General features: G+C 43.4%; 12 protein-coding genes and 1 pseudogene. 11 read left to right on the top strand and 2 right to left on the bottom strand.

All coding sequences use genetic code 11. The annotated features are described in order from the left end of the window. Nucleotides 1-180 precede the first annotated feature (180 nt). The 6 genes and pseudogenes from STRDD12_RS02680 to STRDD12_RS02655 all read left to right on the top strand — a co-directional run bounded on the left by STRDD12_RS02680 (nt 181) and on the right by STRDD12_RS02655 (nt 5,206). Nucleotides 181-828, top strand: coding sequence for a VTT domain-containing protein (locus tag STRDD12_RS02680; protein WP_066914914.1), 648 nt, complete (start codon nt 181-183; stop codon nt 826-828). A 203-nt stretch (nt 829-1,031) separates the two neighbouring features. Then, nucleotides 1,032-1,202: pseudogene (locus tag STRDD12_RS08560) on the top strand (IS30 family transposase); the annotation flags it as partial. Between the two features lie 278 nt (nt 1,203-1,480). Next, complete coding sequence (locus STRDD12_RS02670) at nt 1,481-2,215, top strand: response regulator transcription factor (RefSeq protein WP_066914910.1); 735 nt, start codon at nt 1,481-1,483, stop codon at nt 2,213-2,215. Nucleotides 2,216-2,444: 229 nt separating this feature from the next. Continuing rightward, complete coding sequence (locus STRDD12_RS02665; protein WP_231853438.1) at nt 2,445-3,533, top strand: sensor histidine kinase; 1,089 nt, start codon at nt 2,445-2,447, stop codon at nt 3,531-3,533. A gap of 288 nt (nt 3,534-3,821) precedes the next feature. Beyond that, on the top strand, nt 3,822-4,502 hold the full coding sequence (locus tag STRDD12_RS02660) for an ABC transporter ATP-binding protein (protein WP_066914908.1): 681 nt from the start codon (nt 3,822-3,824) through the stop codon (nt 4,500-4,502). Then, nucleotides 4,499-5,206 (top strand): ABC transporter, encoded by a 708-nt coding sequence (locus tag STRDD12_RS02655; RefSeq protein WP_066914906.1) that lies wholly within the window; start codon nt 4,499-4,501, stop codon nt 5,204-5,206. Before STRDD12_RS02660 ends, STRDD12_RS02655 begins: the two co-directional genes overlap by 4 nt. Before the next feature lie 415 nt (nt 5,207-5,621). On the opposite strand, the gene STRDD12_RS02650 is transcribed toward STRDD12_RS02655, so the two are convergent. After that, nucleotides 5,622-6,371 carry an amino acid ABC transporter ATP-binding protein gene (locus tag STRDD12_RS02650; RefSeq protein ID WP_066914904.1) on the bottom strand — a complete coding sequence of 250 codons (750 nt, stop codon included), beginning with the start codon at nt 6,369-6,371 and terminating at the stop codon, nt 5,622-5,624. Between the two features lie 3 nt (nt 6,372-6,374). Beyond that, on the bottom strand, nt 6,375-8,561 hold the full coding sequence (locus STRDD12_RS02645) for an ABC transporter substrate-binding protein/permease (protein WP_066914902.1): 2,187 nt from the start codon (nt 8,559-8,561) through the stop codon (nt 6,375-6,377). A 183-nt stretch (nt 8,562-8,744) separates the two neighbouring features. Here STRDD12_RS02645 and STRDD12_RS02640 point away from each other — a divergent pair, with 183 nt between their 5' ends. From STRDD12_RS02640 to STRDD12_RS02620, 5 genes are all read left to right on the top strand, one after another. Further along, on the top strand, nt 8,745-9,230 hold the full coding sequence (locus tag STRDD12_RS02640) for an NUDIX hydrolase (protein ID WP_066914900.1): 486 nt from the start codon (nt 8,745-8,747) through the stop codon (nt 9,228-9,230). A gap of 13 nt (nt 9,231-9,243) precedes the next feature. Next, nucleotides 9,244-10,491 (top strand): tetratricopeptide repeat protein, encoded by a 1,248-nt coding sequence (locus tag STRDD12_RS02635; protein ID WP_066914898.1) that lies wholly within the window; start codon nt 9,244-9,246, stop codon nt 10,489-10,491. Nucleotides 10,492-10,595: 104 nt separating this feature from the next. Next, nucleotides 10,596-12,272 (top strand): acetolactate synthase AlsS, encoded by a 1,677-nt coding sequence (alsS, locus tag STRDD12_RS02630; protein WP_066914896.1) that lies wholly within the window; start codon nt 10,596-10,598, stop codon nt 12,270-12,272. A gap of 18 nt (nt 12,273-12,290) precedes the next feature. Further along, nucleotides 12,291-13,013 carry an acetolactate decarboxylase gene (budA, locus tag STRDD12_RS02625; RefSeq protein WP_066914894.1) on the top strand — a complete coding sequence of 241 codons (723 nt, stop codon included), beginning with the start codon at nt 12,291-12,293 and terminating at the stop codon, nt 13,011-13,013. Between the two features lie 281 nt (nt 13,014-13,294). Further along, nucleotides 13,295-16,123, top strand: coding sequence for a KxYKxGKxW signal peptide domain-containing protein (locus STRDD12_RS02620; protein ID WP_066914892.1), 2,829 nt, complete (start codon nt 13,295-13,297; stop codon nt 16,121-16,123). Nucleotides 16,124-16,235: the final 112 nt, after the last annotated feature.

The raw sequence follows: 16,235 nt of genomic DNA, 5'->3' as shown, positions 1-16,235 counted from the left end.
CCTGAGAGATAAACATTCTCAGGGATTTTTGCCGTCATGACTAGCTTTGAGCTTTTATCTCTTTATTGAAGCCGCCTGGCCAGTGAACTTGGATTTGAGTAGGAAAAGATTTTGGAAAAAGAGAGTCAGGTCGCCCAATTTCTGATATAATGGCAAAGACTATATTTAAGTGAGGACACCATGTTTATTGTCGATTTTATTTTACATATTGATGACCATATCTACAACATTGCCAATTCTGTTGGGGGTTGGACCTATCTGGTCTTGTTTCTGGTCATTTTTATTGAAACAGCAGCCGTAATTATGCCTTTCTTACCAGGGGATAGTCTCTTGTTTGCGGCAGGTGCACTAGCTGCAAATCCTGAGATGCGTTTTCATGTGGGTCTATTTATGGTCTTGTTTTTCATCGCAGCTTTTGTGGGTGATATCTGTAACTTTTTCATTGGACGAACTTTGGGTTATCGGCTGGTCCACCATCGCTTTTTCAGTAAATTTATCAAAGAGGACCATATTAGAGAAGCAGAAGTCTATTTCGAAAAACATGGGTCAGGGTCCATCATTTTGGGGCGCTACCTGCCGATAGTCCGCACCTTCGTTCCCTTTGTCGCTGGGCTTAGTCAGTTTCCTGTTCAATCTTTTGTGAAACGTGCCTTTGTCGCAGCCATTTCTTGGTCCTTGATTGCAACGGGGGCTGGTTACCTTTTTGGCAATATTCCCTTTGTGAAGGCTCATTTCTCAGCCATCATCCTAGGCGTGGTCATCGTTACCCTTTTGCCGACAGTCATTAGTGTCATTAAAAGCAGTCTTGCTAAGAAAAAGAAAGCTTAACAGCAAAGCAACAAAGAAAGCCCCCTTCACAGAAGAAGAGGGGCTTTTCTTTTGCCGAACTGCCTCGGACGGGCTTTGTGATAAGCGAGAATGCCGGTATGAATAAGGAATGGTAAATTGAAAAATATAATGCAACAAATAACCATAGCCTTTCGTTGGTGTAAGCAGTAAGTAACTATACAAACAGAAGCCGAGGAAGAACGATGAGCCACACCCACCTTACCATAACCGAACGCATAAAGATAGAAAGCTACCTGTAATTCAGTTTGATACCTTGCCAAATTGCCTGTAAATTTGGTGCCCATAAGTCTACCCTTTCAAGAGAGTTCAGACGATGCCAAACAGGTTATTCCGCAAGCTTAGGACAGGAACAGTAGGACCATAGGGTCAAGCAAAAAGGTTGGAAGTCGCGTTTGACCCCAAATCTGTAAGATGATGAGCTCACGTAACTGTTGCACTTATTTTTGCAATTATCCTATTAGAAAACATTTTTCAAAATCCCCTTGTGCAATCTCTTCCGGATTCCTCCGGGAGAGTTTTTTGTTAAGGAGAAAAGGTAGAGGGCCTTGTGAGTCTCCTTTGAAAGAGTGGCTCAGCAGGCATCATTTATGGTAAAATAGAACATATTCGTCGAGGGGAAGGAGTGAGGACTTTGTTGAAGATTTTTGTGTTAGAAGATGAATGGATCCAACAATCGCGTATCGAAGCGGTCTTGCAGGATCTCATCCGTCAAAAATCCTTGCAATGCCAAGCCCCAGAAGTGTTTGGGAAGTCAAGCCAGTTGCTGGATGCTATCACAGAAAGAGGAGCCCATCACCTATTCTTTTTAGATATCGAGATTAAAGGTGAGGAGAAAAAAGGTCTGGAGATCGCAAAAGAGATTCGTAAGAAAGACCCCCATGCGACCATTGTCTTTGTCACCACTCACTCTGAATTCATGCCCATTACCTTTCAGTACAAAGTGGCTGCCTTGGATTTTATCGATAAAACGCTGGGTGAGGAAGACTTCAGAGAGAGAATCAACTCAGCCATCGACTATACCTTGGAGCAAGTTGGGACTACAATTGCACAGGATGCCTTTACATTTGAGAGTGCGATGGCGCGTGTACAAGTTCCTTTTAATAAGATTTTGTATGTTGAAACGTCTCCAACCATTCACAAGGTCATTTTACACACCCAGGATGAGCGCCTGGAATTTTACGCTAGTATTGCCGATATCGAAAAAGCAGATCCCCGCTTGTATCGGTGCCACCGCTCCTTTGTGGTGAATCCGCAAAATATTACGAAGATTGATAAAGAAGCCAAGAAAGCTTTTTTTGGAAATGGGGACAATTGCTTGATCTCACGGACCAAGTACAGAGGCTTACTGGACGCTTTGAAAAAATAGAAGGGAGAAAGAATTGCTGTTAGATATTCTAATGTCTTACCTAAAGTTCTTCGTCAGCATGCTGATCTATCGTCATATCAGTAGACAAGAGTTCACCTTGCGCTGGCTCTTTTTGTGCCCCTTCTTCTTTGCAATTATCTTTACCCTTGTGCCACCGGTAGGCTTTTTTGGCTATTTCTTAGTATTTATTGCCTATAGTTTCTATCGAAATCGTAACATAGGACACCTTTTGAATATTTTTTACGGGCTCTACCCGGTTGTCATGGAGAGTCTCATTGGGCGCCTCCTAGCCTTTTATGTCTTTCCAATGCTAGGGATCGTACTTGTTCATGAGGCATCTGTCAGCTGGTATGATGCTCTACTTGAATTGCTGGTCTTTCCTGTTTATATAGGAATCACTAAATTGTTAAAACTAGATTTTACAGATCTAAAAGTAGGGTTTCAACGGCAGTATTTTAATCGTTTCTTACTCCCAATGGATCTTTCCATGTTTGTGTATTTGCTCAGTGTTGCAGGTCTCGGGGGGGGGGAGGACGCTATTCCTCATGCAGATGCTTTACGGGAACAGGTAAATAGTATTTATTTGATTTTGTTTTTTGCGATGCTCTTGTATTTCAATGCGGTATCCAAAGAACGATTGAAACAAGAAATTCTGGAACAAAAAGATAGGCAACTGCAGGAGTTAGCCACCTATAGCCAACACGTCGAAATGCTTTACGGGGAGATTCGTGCCTTTCGTCATGACTACCTGAATATTTTAACCAGTCTCAAATTAAGTATTGATCATGAAGATCTCAACGCGATCAGGGAAATCTATGAGAATGTTCTACGAGAGAGTGGCCAACAATTTTACGATAGCAAGTTTGATATTGCCAAACTCAGTCACATCGAAAATCCAGCTGTAAAAAGTGTTCTGTCCGCAAAATTATTGGAAGCTCAAAATAAAGGGATTGAGATCTCTGTCGAGATCGATGAACCTGTTCGTGAGCTATTCATCGAGGTTTTAGATTTCATCAGCTTTTTATCTATCCTTTGTGACAATGCTATCGAAGCAAGTCTTGAATCAGAGGACCCCCAGTTGACCCTTGCCATGCTCCAGGAGACGAACTCCCTTATTTTAGTAGTTGAAAATAGTACAAAAGCTGAAAAAATAGATCTGGCGAGAATTTTTGAAAAGGACTACTCGAGTAAAGGAGAGGGCCGCGGTCTTGGCTTGTACAAGATCCAACAATTACTGGAAAAGTATCCCAAAACGACAGTGTCTACCAAGAGTTCAAACTACCGATTTACCCAGAGTCTGACCTTTTGGAAGGAATAATAGAAGAGAGAGTGGGACAGAAATCGGTAATTCGTTAGCATTCGATTTCGTCGTCCCACCTCCGCACAGTTGAGTAGGGCCGTAAAAGCTGATGAAATCAGCCTAGTAGAGACAACTAAACCACTGCGTCTTACGCGACAATCCAAAAATAATTGAGAGGCTAGAACTTTTGTCCCAGCCTCTTTTTTGACCGTCACGACGATTTTCTGACCGTTTCTGACAGAGAGCTACAAAGCCTGCCCTTTTGAAGTATACTATACACAAGATTAAAAAGAAAAGAGGGAACGTATGTTTCAGGTCGCATCTATTACAAAATCATTTAAGGAGAATGCTGTATTAAAGGGAGTGTCTTTTTCGATAGAAGAAGGAGACAAAATTGCCTTGCTGGGAAATAATGGGGCAGGTAAAAGTACCCTGTTCAACATTATCGCTGGACAGCTCCAGGCTGATTCGGGGACGATAAAGACTGCACTTGATTTTCAAAGGGAAATTGGAATGATGCCTCAGGGGGATCTGCTCATCGAGGATCTAACTGTAGCTGAATTCGTCGAATTAAAAAGTCGGATGAATCAGTTGAAGCAGGCCGATATCAATGGACTCTTAGAAATGGTCGAATTAAGAGACTCAAGAGAGCAGATGGTGGGAAGTCTTTCTGGGGGTCAAAAGAGACGCTTGTCCTTTTTATTAACCATTTTGAATCATCCAAAGTTGATTTTTTTAGATGAGCCAACGACTGGCATGGACTTGGAAGCAGTGGATAACTTTTGGAAGCTACTGGAAAAGGAAGAGTTTACATCTGTTGTGGTGACCCATGATTTCAACCAAATTGATGCCTTTTTTACAAAAGTCCTGATTTTAAAAGAGGGTCGCATTGCTGCTACAAAGGCTGTTGAGGATATTCACCAGGCTGGTCGAACCATTGAGCAGTATTTCCGAGAAGAGATGAATAAAGGCGGGGAACAAGCATGAGAAAGATTCAATTAAAACAAGTTTTACGAAATAAGCGCTTTGTATTATTTACCATTATTTTACCCATAGGCTGGTATATCTTCTTTTATCAGCTTCAAAAAGGGGTTTCGCCAAGTATTTTATTAGGCATTGCCGTCTTTATCGGGGTCATTGGCAATAGTCTTGCAACTTTTAGTAAGCGTATCGCCTCAGATATCGGGTTTTATTCTTTTGAATCCCACTTTACAAGCTATAGTGTCAAGAACTATTTATGGGATCAAAGCATCGTGCAACTGATTCTGAACAGCTTGATCTTTTTAGCAGTACTAGTAGTTGCTGTTCTAGGTTTTCACTTTCCAGTGACGACTAGCCTGTTGGTACAATTTTTCCTCTTATCCTTGATGGGAATCTACTTTAGCGTGATTGGCTTTGTACTTGGGGTTAGGGTAGATGCTAAGACGATTGATACTATTGGCTTTCCTATCATTATTTTGGCTGCTATGACCATTATTCCCTTTGATACACTTGGCGCAAGTGGAGGATTTATGGACTTAGTTGGCAAGCTACAACGGGCTTTCCCAGGCTATTATTATACAAAGCTGATCCAAGATTTGACTGAGAAACAAACGATCGATCCTACCCAATTAGCGCTCTTTGTTGCCGTATTTGGATTGAATCTGCTATTTTTCTATTTGCTAGTACCCAAAAGGAAAATAGGGAACTAAGAGCAGTTAAAAAGAGAGTGGGACAGAAATCGGTAATTCGTTAGAATTCGATTTCGTCGTCCCACCTCCGCACAGTTGAGTAGGGCTGTAAAAGCTGATGAAATCAGCCTAGTAGAGCCCACTCAACTACTGCGTCTTGCTCGACAATCCAAAAATAATTGAGAGGCTAGGACTTTTGTCCCAGCCTCTTTTTGTGCATAATGCCCCTACATGGTTTTAATGACTAATTGTTTCAGATAAAGCTTGTTAAAAGCAAATTTTCCATATTAAAGAAAACCATCTACAAATAAAGCCCCCTTCACAGAAGAAGAGGGGCATTTCGTTTGCCGTACTGCCTGAGCTTGGCTTTGTGATAAGCGAGAAAGTCAGTCCTAATACGTATAAAAAAACACTAGCGATTGCTAGTGTTTTGGGTTTAGACATTGAGGACTTGGTTGAGAAATTCCTGCAGGCGTGGGTGCTTGGGATGGTCAAAAATTTCATCAGGGGCACCATCTTCAAGGAATTCTCCATCAGCTGTAAAGATGACACGGTTAGCCACTTGACGCGCAAAGCCCATTTCGTGGGTGACGATTAACATGGTCATTCCTTGGTGGGCCAAGTCTTTCATAACATTAAGCACATCACCAACCATCTCAGGGTCAAGAGCAGAAGTCGGTTCATCAAAGAGCATGATATCTGGGTTCATGGCCAGACTACGTGCGATGGCTACCCGTTGTTTTTGCCCACCAGACAGACTGCTTGGTTTGGCATCTGCCTTGTCAGCTAGACCAACTTTTTCCAAAAGTTCCATGGCCACCTTTTTGGCTTCCTTCTTGCTCATTTTATTGAGTTCGATGGGTGCGTATGTGATATTATCAATAACGCTCATGTGTGGGAAAAGGTTGAAATGTTGGAAAACCATACCGATATTTTCACGGGCTTTATCGATATCTGTTTTTTTGTTACTGAGTTCGTAACCGTCAACGATAACCTGCCCAGTCGTAATATCTTCTAGAAGATTAAGAGTCCGTAGAAAAGTTGATTTTCCTGATCCTGAAGGCCCGATGATACAAACAACATCCCCTTCAAAGAATTGGGTTGTAATCCCTTTGAGGACTTCATTAGAGCCATAGGATTTGTGCAAATCTTGCACGTCAATTTTAAGTTCACGTTCTTTTGTCATAGATTATTTAAACCTCTTTTCCAAGAGTTTCGCCAATCGCGTCAAAAGTGTAATCATGACCAAATAAACAATGGCTAAAATGGCATAAATTTTGAAGGATTGGTAATTGCGGGCAATGATGATTTTACCAGTTTGGAAGAGTTCAACCAGACCGATTGCTGCGATGATAGTAGTATCTTTAAGCGTAATGACGAACTGGTTGATAAAGTTTGGTAACATCAAGCGGAGGGCCTGAGGAACAATGATGCGACGCATGGTAGTCACATAGGAAATCCCTAAACTACGGCTGGCTTCCATTTGCCCTTTAGGCACGGCTTCAATCCCTCCACGGACGATTTCGGCAATATAAGCACCAGAGTTTAGACTAAGGGCGATAACCCCAGCGACAAACTCATTAATCGTCACTTGGCTACCAGTCATTTGTTGGAGAACATTTGGAATGCCCCAGAAGATGAAGGCTGCGACAATCATTAAAGGAATACCCCGAACCACATCGACAAAGACGCTAGCAATGATACGTAAGGATTTAAATGGGCTGACGCTCATCATACCGATTAAAATACCGATAATCAAAGCGATGGCAAAGGATAGGAGGGCCAGTTGGATGGTAATCCAGAGACCGCTTAAGAGTTGTTTGTAGTTGTTTTGAATCAAACCAACAAAGGTTGATTCATCAACCGTATTGTCAGAGCTTGTTTCATTGGCGCTCGTGTACTTGGCGATAATTTTATCGTACTCACCATTAGCTTTCAGGGCAGCTAGACCATTGTTAAACATTTCGATGAGTTCGGAGTTGCTTCCCTTACGAACGGCAAAACCAAGATTTCCCGTATCGATACCAGCAATCGGTGTTTCAAAACTACGGCCTTCTTTGATGGCATAGTCCAAAACAGCTTTGTCATCCATGATGGCCTGAACAGAATTGGAATTCAAACTATCATAGAGGGAAGAAGCATCGTCATAAGTTTTAAGGGTGTAACCGTATTGGTCTGCGTGGTCCTTTAGCCAGAGGTAGGAAGACGTTCCAGTTTTGGCACCGACTTTTTTACCTTTTAGGTCCTCGTAAGATGTAATCTTGCTGCCTTTTTTCACAGCGAGTTCAATCTGAGACGTGTAATAAGGCTCAGAGAAGTCAAACGTTTGTTTTCGTTCATCCGTGATGGTCATTCCAGCAATGGCGCCATCAGCTTGCCCTGTCTGAACCGCATTGAGCGCAGCGTCAAAACCTGGGTGGCTGAGTTTGATGGTGAAACCTTGTTGTTTGGCAATGGCCTTGATCAATTCAATATCAATTCCAACGTAGTTGCCCTGATCGTTTTGGTATTCAAATGGGGCAAAACTAGAGTCCGTCACGATGGTATAGGAACTCTTTTTGGGTGTTGCTTTCGCAGTTGTCGCTTCAGCAGTTGAAGCACTTGTTGCTGTCGTTGTTGCACTGGCTTGTTTTTCACCAGTCCATTTTTCGATGATAGCAGACAGGCTGCCGTCAGCCTTCATTTTAGCCAAAGCATCATTAAACTGCGTTACGAGATATTCATACTTGCTGCCTTTTTTGACACCAAAAGCGAAACTCCCGATACTTTCACCCTTCATTGAAAGGTTCAAGTCTTGGCCTTGATTGATAGCGTATTGGATAACGGCTTTGTCATCCATAACCGCATAAACAGAGCCAGCAGCTAGGCTGTTATACATGTCATCACCTGTATCGTAGGTTTTTACGGTATAGCCATACTCTTTTTTGTGGTTGTCCAGCCAAGTGGAGGCTGCAGTCCCGTTTTTAACACCGACTGTTTTGCCTTTTAATTGGCTGTATTTGCTGACTTTGTTAGATTTGGTGGTCGCAATGACGATAGAAGTATCATAGTAGGTATCACTCATGGTGAAGACTTTCTTACGTGCTTCTGTAACTGTCATTCCAGCCATAATCGCATCGGCTTGGCCAGACTGCACGGCATTTACCGCAGCGTCAAAACCAACGTAAGAGACATTATAGTCCCAACCTTCGATTTCAGCGACTTTTTTGAGAATATCTACATCAATGCCCTTATAGGTCTGATCAGAATCTTTAAATTCGAAAGGGGCATAAGTTTGGTCGGCGACGACAGAGATTTTGTCGTCCGCCTTGGCCTGCCCAGAAAAGAACAGTGCGCAAAACACTGTCAAGAGCAGTGCAAAGACTTTATTTTTCATTAAGTCTCTCCTTTTTATAAATTTACCTTAAAGATTATACCAAAAGATTGGCTCTTGGGCAAATTCAAAGCCAATTGATGTCACAAAATATAACATACTCAGGAAGGTGTTTTTATCTGAGAACGGCCTAAAAAGCCAGTTTTTGTGCTAAAATAGAAGCAAGACACGCTGAAAGGAAAGCACATGGCCAAAAAAACACAACTCGCTACCATTTGCTACATTGATAATGGGCAAGAATTGCTACTCTTGCATCGGAATAAAAAAGCCAATGATGTTCATGAAGGCAAATGGATTTCTGTTGGCGGTAAAATCGAGGCTGGTGAAACCCCTCAAGCCTGTGCCATTCGTGAGATTTATGAGGAAACTGGTCTGACTGTTGAGGACATGCGTTTTGCTGGGCTAGTGACCTTTCCAGACTTTACGCCAGATACTGATTGGTACACCTATGTTTTTAAGATTACAGCCTTTAGTGGGACCTTGATTGACTGCAATGAAGGAACCTTGGCTTGGGTGCCTTATGAGGAGGTCATGAAAAAGCCGACCTGGGCTGGGGATTACCAATTGTTTGATTGGATTTTACGAGATGTGCCTTTCTTCTCCGCCCGATTCGTCTACGATGATAAGCAGACCTTACAAGAACAAGACGTCGATTTTTATCCGCAAGCATAGAAAAGGAGACCATATGTCTTATAGTCAAGAGGCTTTGGAGGCTCTCGAAGCGCAAGATATGGCGCGATTCGAGCAACTTTTTAATCAAGCGCAAGAAAATGACAGCGCCCAAACGCTGTTGGCCTTGGCCGATTATTTAGAAGCCATCGGCTTTTACCCTCAAGCCAAGGTCTTATATGAAAAATTACTCCCACACTACCCGGATTTAGCCATCAATCTAGCCCAAATCGCTGGTGAAGATGGGGATATAGAGCAAGCATTTGCCTATCTAGAAGCCATTCCCCAAACGAGTGACGCCTACCTATCCGCCTTGTTGACCAAGGCTGATTTGTACCAACTAGAAGGGCTAACCGAGGTGGCAAGGGATAAAATGGCAGAAGCTCAGGCGCTATCAGAGGATCCTATTGTAACCTTTGGCTTAGCTGAAATGGAATTTGAATTAGGAAATTTTTCACAAGCCATTAAGGCCTATGCTCAATTGGATCAGCGCTCTATCTTTCAGGCGACGGGTGTTTCTACCTACCAGCGCATTGGTTTTGCCTACGCTAATCTTGGTAAGTTTGAAGCTGCCATTGAATTTTTAGAAAAAGCGGTAGAGCTTGACTTTGAGGAACAGACCCTCATGGCCTTAGCGAGTCTATTGTATGAAGCTGGTGAAAGCCAAAAGGCAAACCTTTACTTTAAACAACTAGACACACTCAACCCTGATTTTCCAGGCTATGAGTACCTTTATGCACAGTCCTTACATGCCGAACATGAAACCACCAAGGCCTTGCAGATTGTGCAACAAGGCCTAGCCAAAAATAGTTTTGATAGCCAGCTTTTGCTCTTAGCTTCGCAATTAGCCTATGAATTGCACGATAAGAAAGCCAGTGAAGCCTATCTGAGGCAAGCCCTTGACATCAGTGAAGACCGTGAAGCAGTTGTATTACCCTTGAGCAATCTCTTGCTGGAAGCCGGGCGCTATGATGAGATTCCTCAAGTGGTGACAGATGATACCGTGTCTGTTTTGCCCAGATGGAATCTGGCTAAGGCATACCGCCAGTTAGAAGAGGATGCGAAGGCACAATCGGTTTATGCCGACATCGTGGATGATTTAAAGACAAATCCTGAGTTTTTGCTGGATTATGCCTTGTATTTACGTGAACTGGGGGAAAAAGAAAAAGCCAGCCACTACCTCAAAGCCTATCTCAAAGAGGTTCCCGATGATGGTCAGGCAGTTGCTTGGTTAGCTGATTGGCAAGCAGAGGCCCCTTTTTAAAAAGTTTGCAAAAAATTCACAAAATCCTAGACTAGAAAAAAGGAGAAATACCTAGTCTATGATATAATGGATAAGAATTCATTTCATTATTCGGAGGGGTTAGAATGTCTGAAACGCAAAAAACATACGGTGCAGATTTAGTCGTCGATAGCTTGATTAACCATGATGTCAAATATATTTTTGGTATACCTGGAGCAAAGATTGACCGAGTTTTTGATACCTTAGAGGATAAGGGGCCTGAGTTAATCGTGGCGCGCCATGAACAAAATGCAGCCTTTATGGCTCAAGGTATTGGGCGTATCACGGGAGAACCAGGTGTTGTCCTCACAACTAGTGGGCCTGGGGTTTCTAATCTTGCTACTGGTCTGGTTACGGCTACGGATGAAGGGGACCCTGTGTTGGCTATCAGCGGACAAGTCAAGCGCAGTGACCTTTTAAAACGTGCTCACCAATCCATGAACAATGTTGGTATGATGCAACCGATTACCAAATACTCGGCTGAAATTCACGAGACTGATACCTTGTCAGAAATCATTGCGAATGCCTATCGTTACGCTAAAGAAGGTAAACCGGGAGCGAGCTTTATTTCTATCCCTCAAGATATCGTAGACAGCCCAGCTAGTGTCAAAGCCATAAAACCCTTGACAGACCCTAAATTAGGTTCTGCGTCCGTTGACGATATTAATTACCTGGCGCAAGCGATTAAAAATGCCAAGTTACCTGTGTTGCTTTTGGGAAATGGTGCCTCTACGGCTCAGGTGACCAAGAGTATCCGTCAAATCTTAAATGCGGTTAAACTGCCTGTTGTGGAAACCTTCCAAGGGGCTGGTATTGTTTCGCGTGACTTAGAAGAAGATACCTTCTTTGGGCGGGTTGGTCTCTTTAGAAACCAACCAGGTGATATGTTGCTCAAGCGGTCTGACCTGATCATTGCGATTGGCTATGACCCAATCGAGTACGAGGCACGAAACTGGAATGCTGAAATTTCTGCCCGCATCATTGTTATCGACGTGGAACCAGCAGAGATTGACACTTATTTCCAACCAGAAAGGGAATTGATTGGGGATATCGCAGAAAGCTTGGACTTGCTTTTGCCAGCTATTGCAGGTTATCGCCTGGATGACGATGCCCGTGAATACCTATCTGGTCTCAAACACAAGGCCAATGATTTAAAATACGACCGGACACCTCAAGAAGGCATTCTCCATCCCTTAGACGTTATCGAAGTCTTGCAAGGGCAAGTCTCTGATGACACCACAGTAACCGTGGATGTCGGTAGCCACTACATTTGGATGGCGCGTTACTTTAAGAGCTATGAAGCGCGTCATCTGCTCTTTTCAAATGGGATGCAAACGCTGGGTGTTGCCCTACCTTGGGCGATTTCAGCGGCCTTAGTTCGGCCAAATACCCAAGTGGTTTCTATTTCAGGTGATGGTGGTTTCCTCTTTTCAGGTCAAGAACTGGAAACCGCGGTTCGTCTTAAGTTGCCGATTGTTCACCTGATTTGGAATGATGGAAAATATAATATGGTGGAATTCCAGGCAGAAAAGAAATACGGTCGGGCAGCAGGTGTGTCATTTGGACCGGTTGACTTTGTGACCTATGCAGAAAGTTTCGGGGCCAAGGGTTACCGGGTGCACACCAAGGATGAATTTGAAACCGTTTTGGCCAAAGCCATGGCAGAGTCTCAAACGTCAGGTCCCGTCTTGATTGATATTCCTATTGATTACAAGGATAACCTTTCTCTTGGAGAAACCATTTTGCCAGATAAATTTTATTAAGGGAGACGCAAACGCATTATGGCAGAAGCGATTAAATTATTTCAGTACAATACGCTCAGCGCCCTCATGGCGGGCTTGTATGGCGGTAGTCTAACAATCGGAGAGTTGCTCGAACATGGTGACCTTGGCATTGGAACCTTAGATTCGATTGATGGAGAGCTCATTGTTTTGGATGGCAAGGCCTACCAAGCGATTGGAACTGAGGGGCAAGACCCTCGAATTGTTGAAGTTGGCGATGATGTCAAAGTGCCTTATGCCGCTGTTGTACCGCATCAGGCCGAAGTTGTCTTTCGTCAACGCTTTCAGATGACGGATAAGGAACTCGAAGAACGTATCGAATCCTATTATGACGGCGTCAACCTTTTTCGCTCGATTAAAATTCATGGCGATTTTTCTACCATGCATGTCCGCATGATTCCCAAGTCAAATATGGATCAAAAATTTGCGGAAGTGGCGGTTCACCAACCAGAATACACCCGTAAAAATGTTTCAGGGACTATTGTCGGTTTTTGGACGCCAGAAATGTTTCACGGCGTTAGCGTAGCTGGCTATCACCTGCATTTTATCTCAGATGACCACACCTTTGGTGGACATGTGATGGACTTTGTGATTGAAAACGGGATTGTCGAGGTTGGCCCTGTGGATCAGTTGGACCAGCGCTTCCCAGTTCAAGACCGCAAATACCTTTTTGCCAAGTTTGACATGGACGAACTCAAGGAAGATATTGACAAGGTTGAATAAGTGGCCCAATGTTTGGAAATTTCCCTCATCAACCGGCTAACTTACTCCTAAGCTGATAGCCTTCTTAAGCCTGATAAAAGCTGTACTTTTGTCAGGCTTTTTTTGTTGGCTGAGTGGCTTTTTTTTAGCGGTTAAGAAAAGGTGCGATTAACAGGTTTAAGGTCTTTTTAAGAAAACATAATGACATAATATGAAATCAAGAGCTTTTCCTAGGGGATAGGGTTTGTAAGCGTTACTATTTGTGTTAAAATGACCGTGATAAACAAAAGGAGGTCGCAACCATGGAAAAGAAGGTTCGTTTTCGCTTACATAAAGTGAAAAAACATTGGGTAACGCTAACTGTGTCGACATTGGCACTGGCTCTGACGCTAGCAGGGGGCAACAGCGTCCAAGCAGAAGAAATTTCTGTAACTGATAGTGCCCCGCAAGTAGTATCAGTAGACAGCACAAAAAGCAGTGGAGACATCTCCCAATCGCAAGAGGAGAGCCAAGGAGAAGAAGCTAGCGCAGCTGAATCGGTAGCTGGTCAAGAGCAGAGTGCGATAAGCACGGCAAGTGTATCAGAAGGCATTACCGCTGACGCAAAGGAAGGACAAACGCCTTTAAGTGAAGACTCAGAAATTCAGACAAGTGGTCTGAATAAGCAGGAGGAGCTCACACCTGCGAGCACAGGCGCAAGGGCGTCCGAAAATGTTAATAGTTCAACAGTAGCAGAAGCTGCTGAGGGTTCAGACCAATCCAGAGCTAGCGATGTGGCTGAGACACCCCGCCGTCAGTTCCTTTCTGATGAAGCTGGTAACTGGTATTATTACGATGCTGATGGCCAAAAGGTCACCGGTCCGCAAACTATTGATAGCTTCCATCTTTATTTCTACCAAGATGGTGTTCAGGCCAAGAATGCGCTGGTTGAACGAGAAGGCAAAAAGTACTACTATGACGCAGATGACGGTCGGCTAGTGACCAACCTGGTTTTCGACTATCAGGGTAAGTCTTATACCGCAGATGCTAGTGGCGTTCTGACAGAGAACCCGCAATACCGTAAACAATTTGTCTCTGACGATCAGGGAAACTGGTATTATTATGATGCCAATGGCCAAAAACTGACTGGTTTTCAGACGGTTGATGGGGTCAAGCTTTATTTCAAAGAAGACGGTAAGCAAGCCAAGGGAGAATTAGTTACGGTTGATGGTTATTCCTACTACCTTGACAAGGATAGTGGGGCTTTGGCAGCCAATCAGGAGATTGATTTTGGGCTCTATGGCCGCAATAAGGTTTATAAGGCCTATCGGTATTTTGATGCCGATGGTAAGATGGTAACAGGCTGGTTGGACCGTGATGGACAGCGGTATTACTATGACAAAAACGGCGTGAAAGTCCTTGATGTCGCTAACTATAACCATAATGTTGCGGATCGCGATTTTATACCAGGTTTGTTTGGTACAACGGTGGACTATCAGTTTGATGCGCAAACAGGTGCGATGTACCGCAATGCCTTTGCGGAAGTCTATGGTTTTAGTCCTGAAGACCCCGCAGGGACGCGTTATCCTAGCCGACATTTGGCATACTTTGGCGAGGATGGGAAGGCTGTTTCAGGTTGGCAGGAAATTAATGGTCAAACCTATTATTTCTACCCAGAATCTAAATTCCGTATGGGATTTGGTCTCAGATCCATTGATGGCAAACTTTACTATTTCCAACCAGGGACTAACGCCCTTTTACGTCAAGCTGATTTTGAACTGAATGGCAAGTTCTACACTGCAGATGACGCAGGTGTGGTGACAGAGAAGCCACAATACCGAAAACAATTTGTCTCTGACGATCAGGGAAACTGGTATTATTATGATGCCAATGGCCAAAAACTAACGGGTTTTCAGACGGTTGATGGGGTTTCACTCTACTTCGATAAGGATGGCCGTCAGGCTAAAGGAAAACTCGTGAACATCGAGGGAGAAAGCTATTATTTTGATCCCGATAGTGGGGAAATGTTTAGGGATGGTTCCAAAGAGATTAATGGCCAAACCTACTATTTTGCAACTGACGGCTCTATGCTACACGACCAATTTTACACGGTTCGTATGCCAGGACGTAACAATGACTACACCCTCTATTTGACTAATCGGGGGGAAGTTTACAAGCAGGGGGTTGTTACCTTAAGTGATGATACCTATTATTTCTTTCCTGACTCAGGACACATGGCCAAAGGTAGAACCTTAATTGGTGAAGAGGCTTACTATTTTGACCCCGTGACTGGAAAATTACTAAAAAATCAATTGATTGCTTCAACAGTCACCAGCGTAGGTCCTATGTACGCTATCTATTACTATTTAGCGGACAGCGAAGGCCGTCTTCAAACAGGCTGGCAGACGGTTGACGGGGAAACTTATTATTTTATGCCACCAACGGCTGCAGATAATCAGTTAGAACACTACCGTGCGGCTAGTATTGTGAAAGAAATTGACGGGAAATACTATTTATTCGATGGTCAAGGGCGCTTAAAACGCAATTATACCGGAAAGGTCAGCTATTCAGGTCGGGATGCCTTTGATAAGGTCGTTTATTCTTCTGATTATAAAACCGATGCTGAAGGGGTGCTTCAAAAAGGGCTTTTTGAAGTGAATGGTAACATCTATTACTTCAATTATGCAGGCTACACTCTTGGAAGCCCAAGTGGAAAGACTAAGGACCCTTGGCAAGTCATCGATGGCCAGCTCTACCACTTTAAGTATGAGGCACCAGGCTACAACATGGCCCCCTTGTCTCGCAATGTTAATGTCGTAAAAGACGGCAAAATCTATCACCTAGATGAAAATGGGCATCCAACCCTCTTAGATATTCGGAACCAATTCATCTCAGATGAGGATCATAAGTGGTATTATTTTGATGCTGATGGCACTATGCTAACGGGCTTTCAGACCATCAATGGCCAGCACTTGTATTTTTATGAGGACGGAAAACAAGCGAAAGGACGCTTTGTAAACATTGATGGCAAGTCTTATTATTTCGACCCCGACAGCGGTGAAAAATGGGTAAATCGTAAACTGGTTACTGAACCTGCTCATTATGTCTATGTCTTTGACGCAGATGGTGTAGCTACCCAAGTTAGCCCATAAGTTATTAGCAATCCCTCGATTTTGTCATCGGGGGATTTTTATTGCTGACAAAGTCGCTTTTAAGGATTGATTAAGATAGGAAAGTGACATAATATGAAAACCATAATATTTC

The sequence above is a fragment of the Streptococcus sp. DD12 genome, assembly GCF_001578885.1.
Classification (GTDB): domain Bacteria; phylum Bacillota; class Bacilli; order Lactobacillales; family Streptococcaceae; genus Streptococcus.
Note: the sequence above shows the minus strand (reverse complement) of the source record. Positions and strands in the feature narration are given on the sequence as shown.

Coding starts and splice junctions, on each gene's coding strand:
- STRDD12_RS02680 (WP_066914914.1), top strand. CDS start 181: ATGTTTATTGTCGATTTTATTTTACATATTGATGACCATATCTACAAC.
- STRDD12_RS02660 (WP_066914908.1), top strand. CDS start 3,822: ATGTTTCAGGTCGCATCTATTACAAAATCATTTAAGGAGAATGCTGTA.
- STRDD12_RS02655 (WP_066914906.1), top strand. CDS start 4,499: ATGAGAAAGATTCAATTAAAACAAGTTTTACGAAATAAGCGCTTTGTA.
- STRDD12_RS02650 (WP_066914904.1), bottom strand. CDS start 6,371: ATGACAAAAGAACGTGAACTTAAAATTGACGTGCAAGATTTGCACAAA.
- STRDD12_RS02645 (WP_066914902.1), bottom strand. CDS start 8,561: ATGAAAAATAAAGTCTTTGCACTGCTCTTGACAGTGTTTTGCGCACTG.
- STRDD12_RS02640 (WP_066914900.1), top strand. CDS start 8,745: ATGGCCAAAAAAACACAACTCGCTACCATTTGCTACATTGATAATGGG.
- STRDD12_RS02635 (WP_066914898.1), top strand. CDS start 9,244: ATGTCTTATAGTCAAGAGGCTTTGGAGGCTCTCGAAGCGCAAGATATG.
- alsS (WP_066914896.1), top strand. CDS start 10,596: ATGTCTGAAACGCAAAAAACATACGGTGCAGATTTAGTCGTCGATAGC.
- budA (WP_066914894.1), top strand. CDS start 12,291: ATGGCAGAAGCGATTAAATTATTTCAGTACAATACGCTCAGCGCCCTC.
- STRDD12_RS02620 (WP_066914892.1), top strand. CDS start 13,295: ATGGAAAAGAAGGTTCGTTTTCGCTTACATAAAGTGAAAAAACATTGG.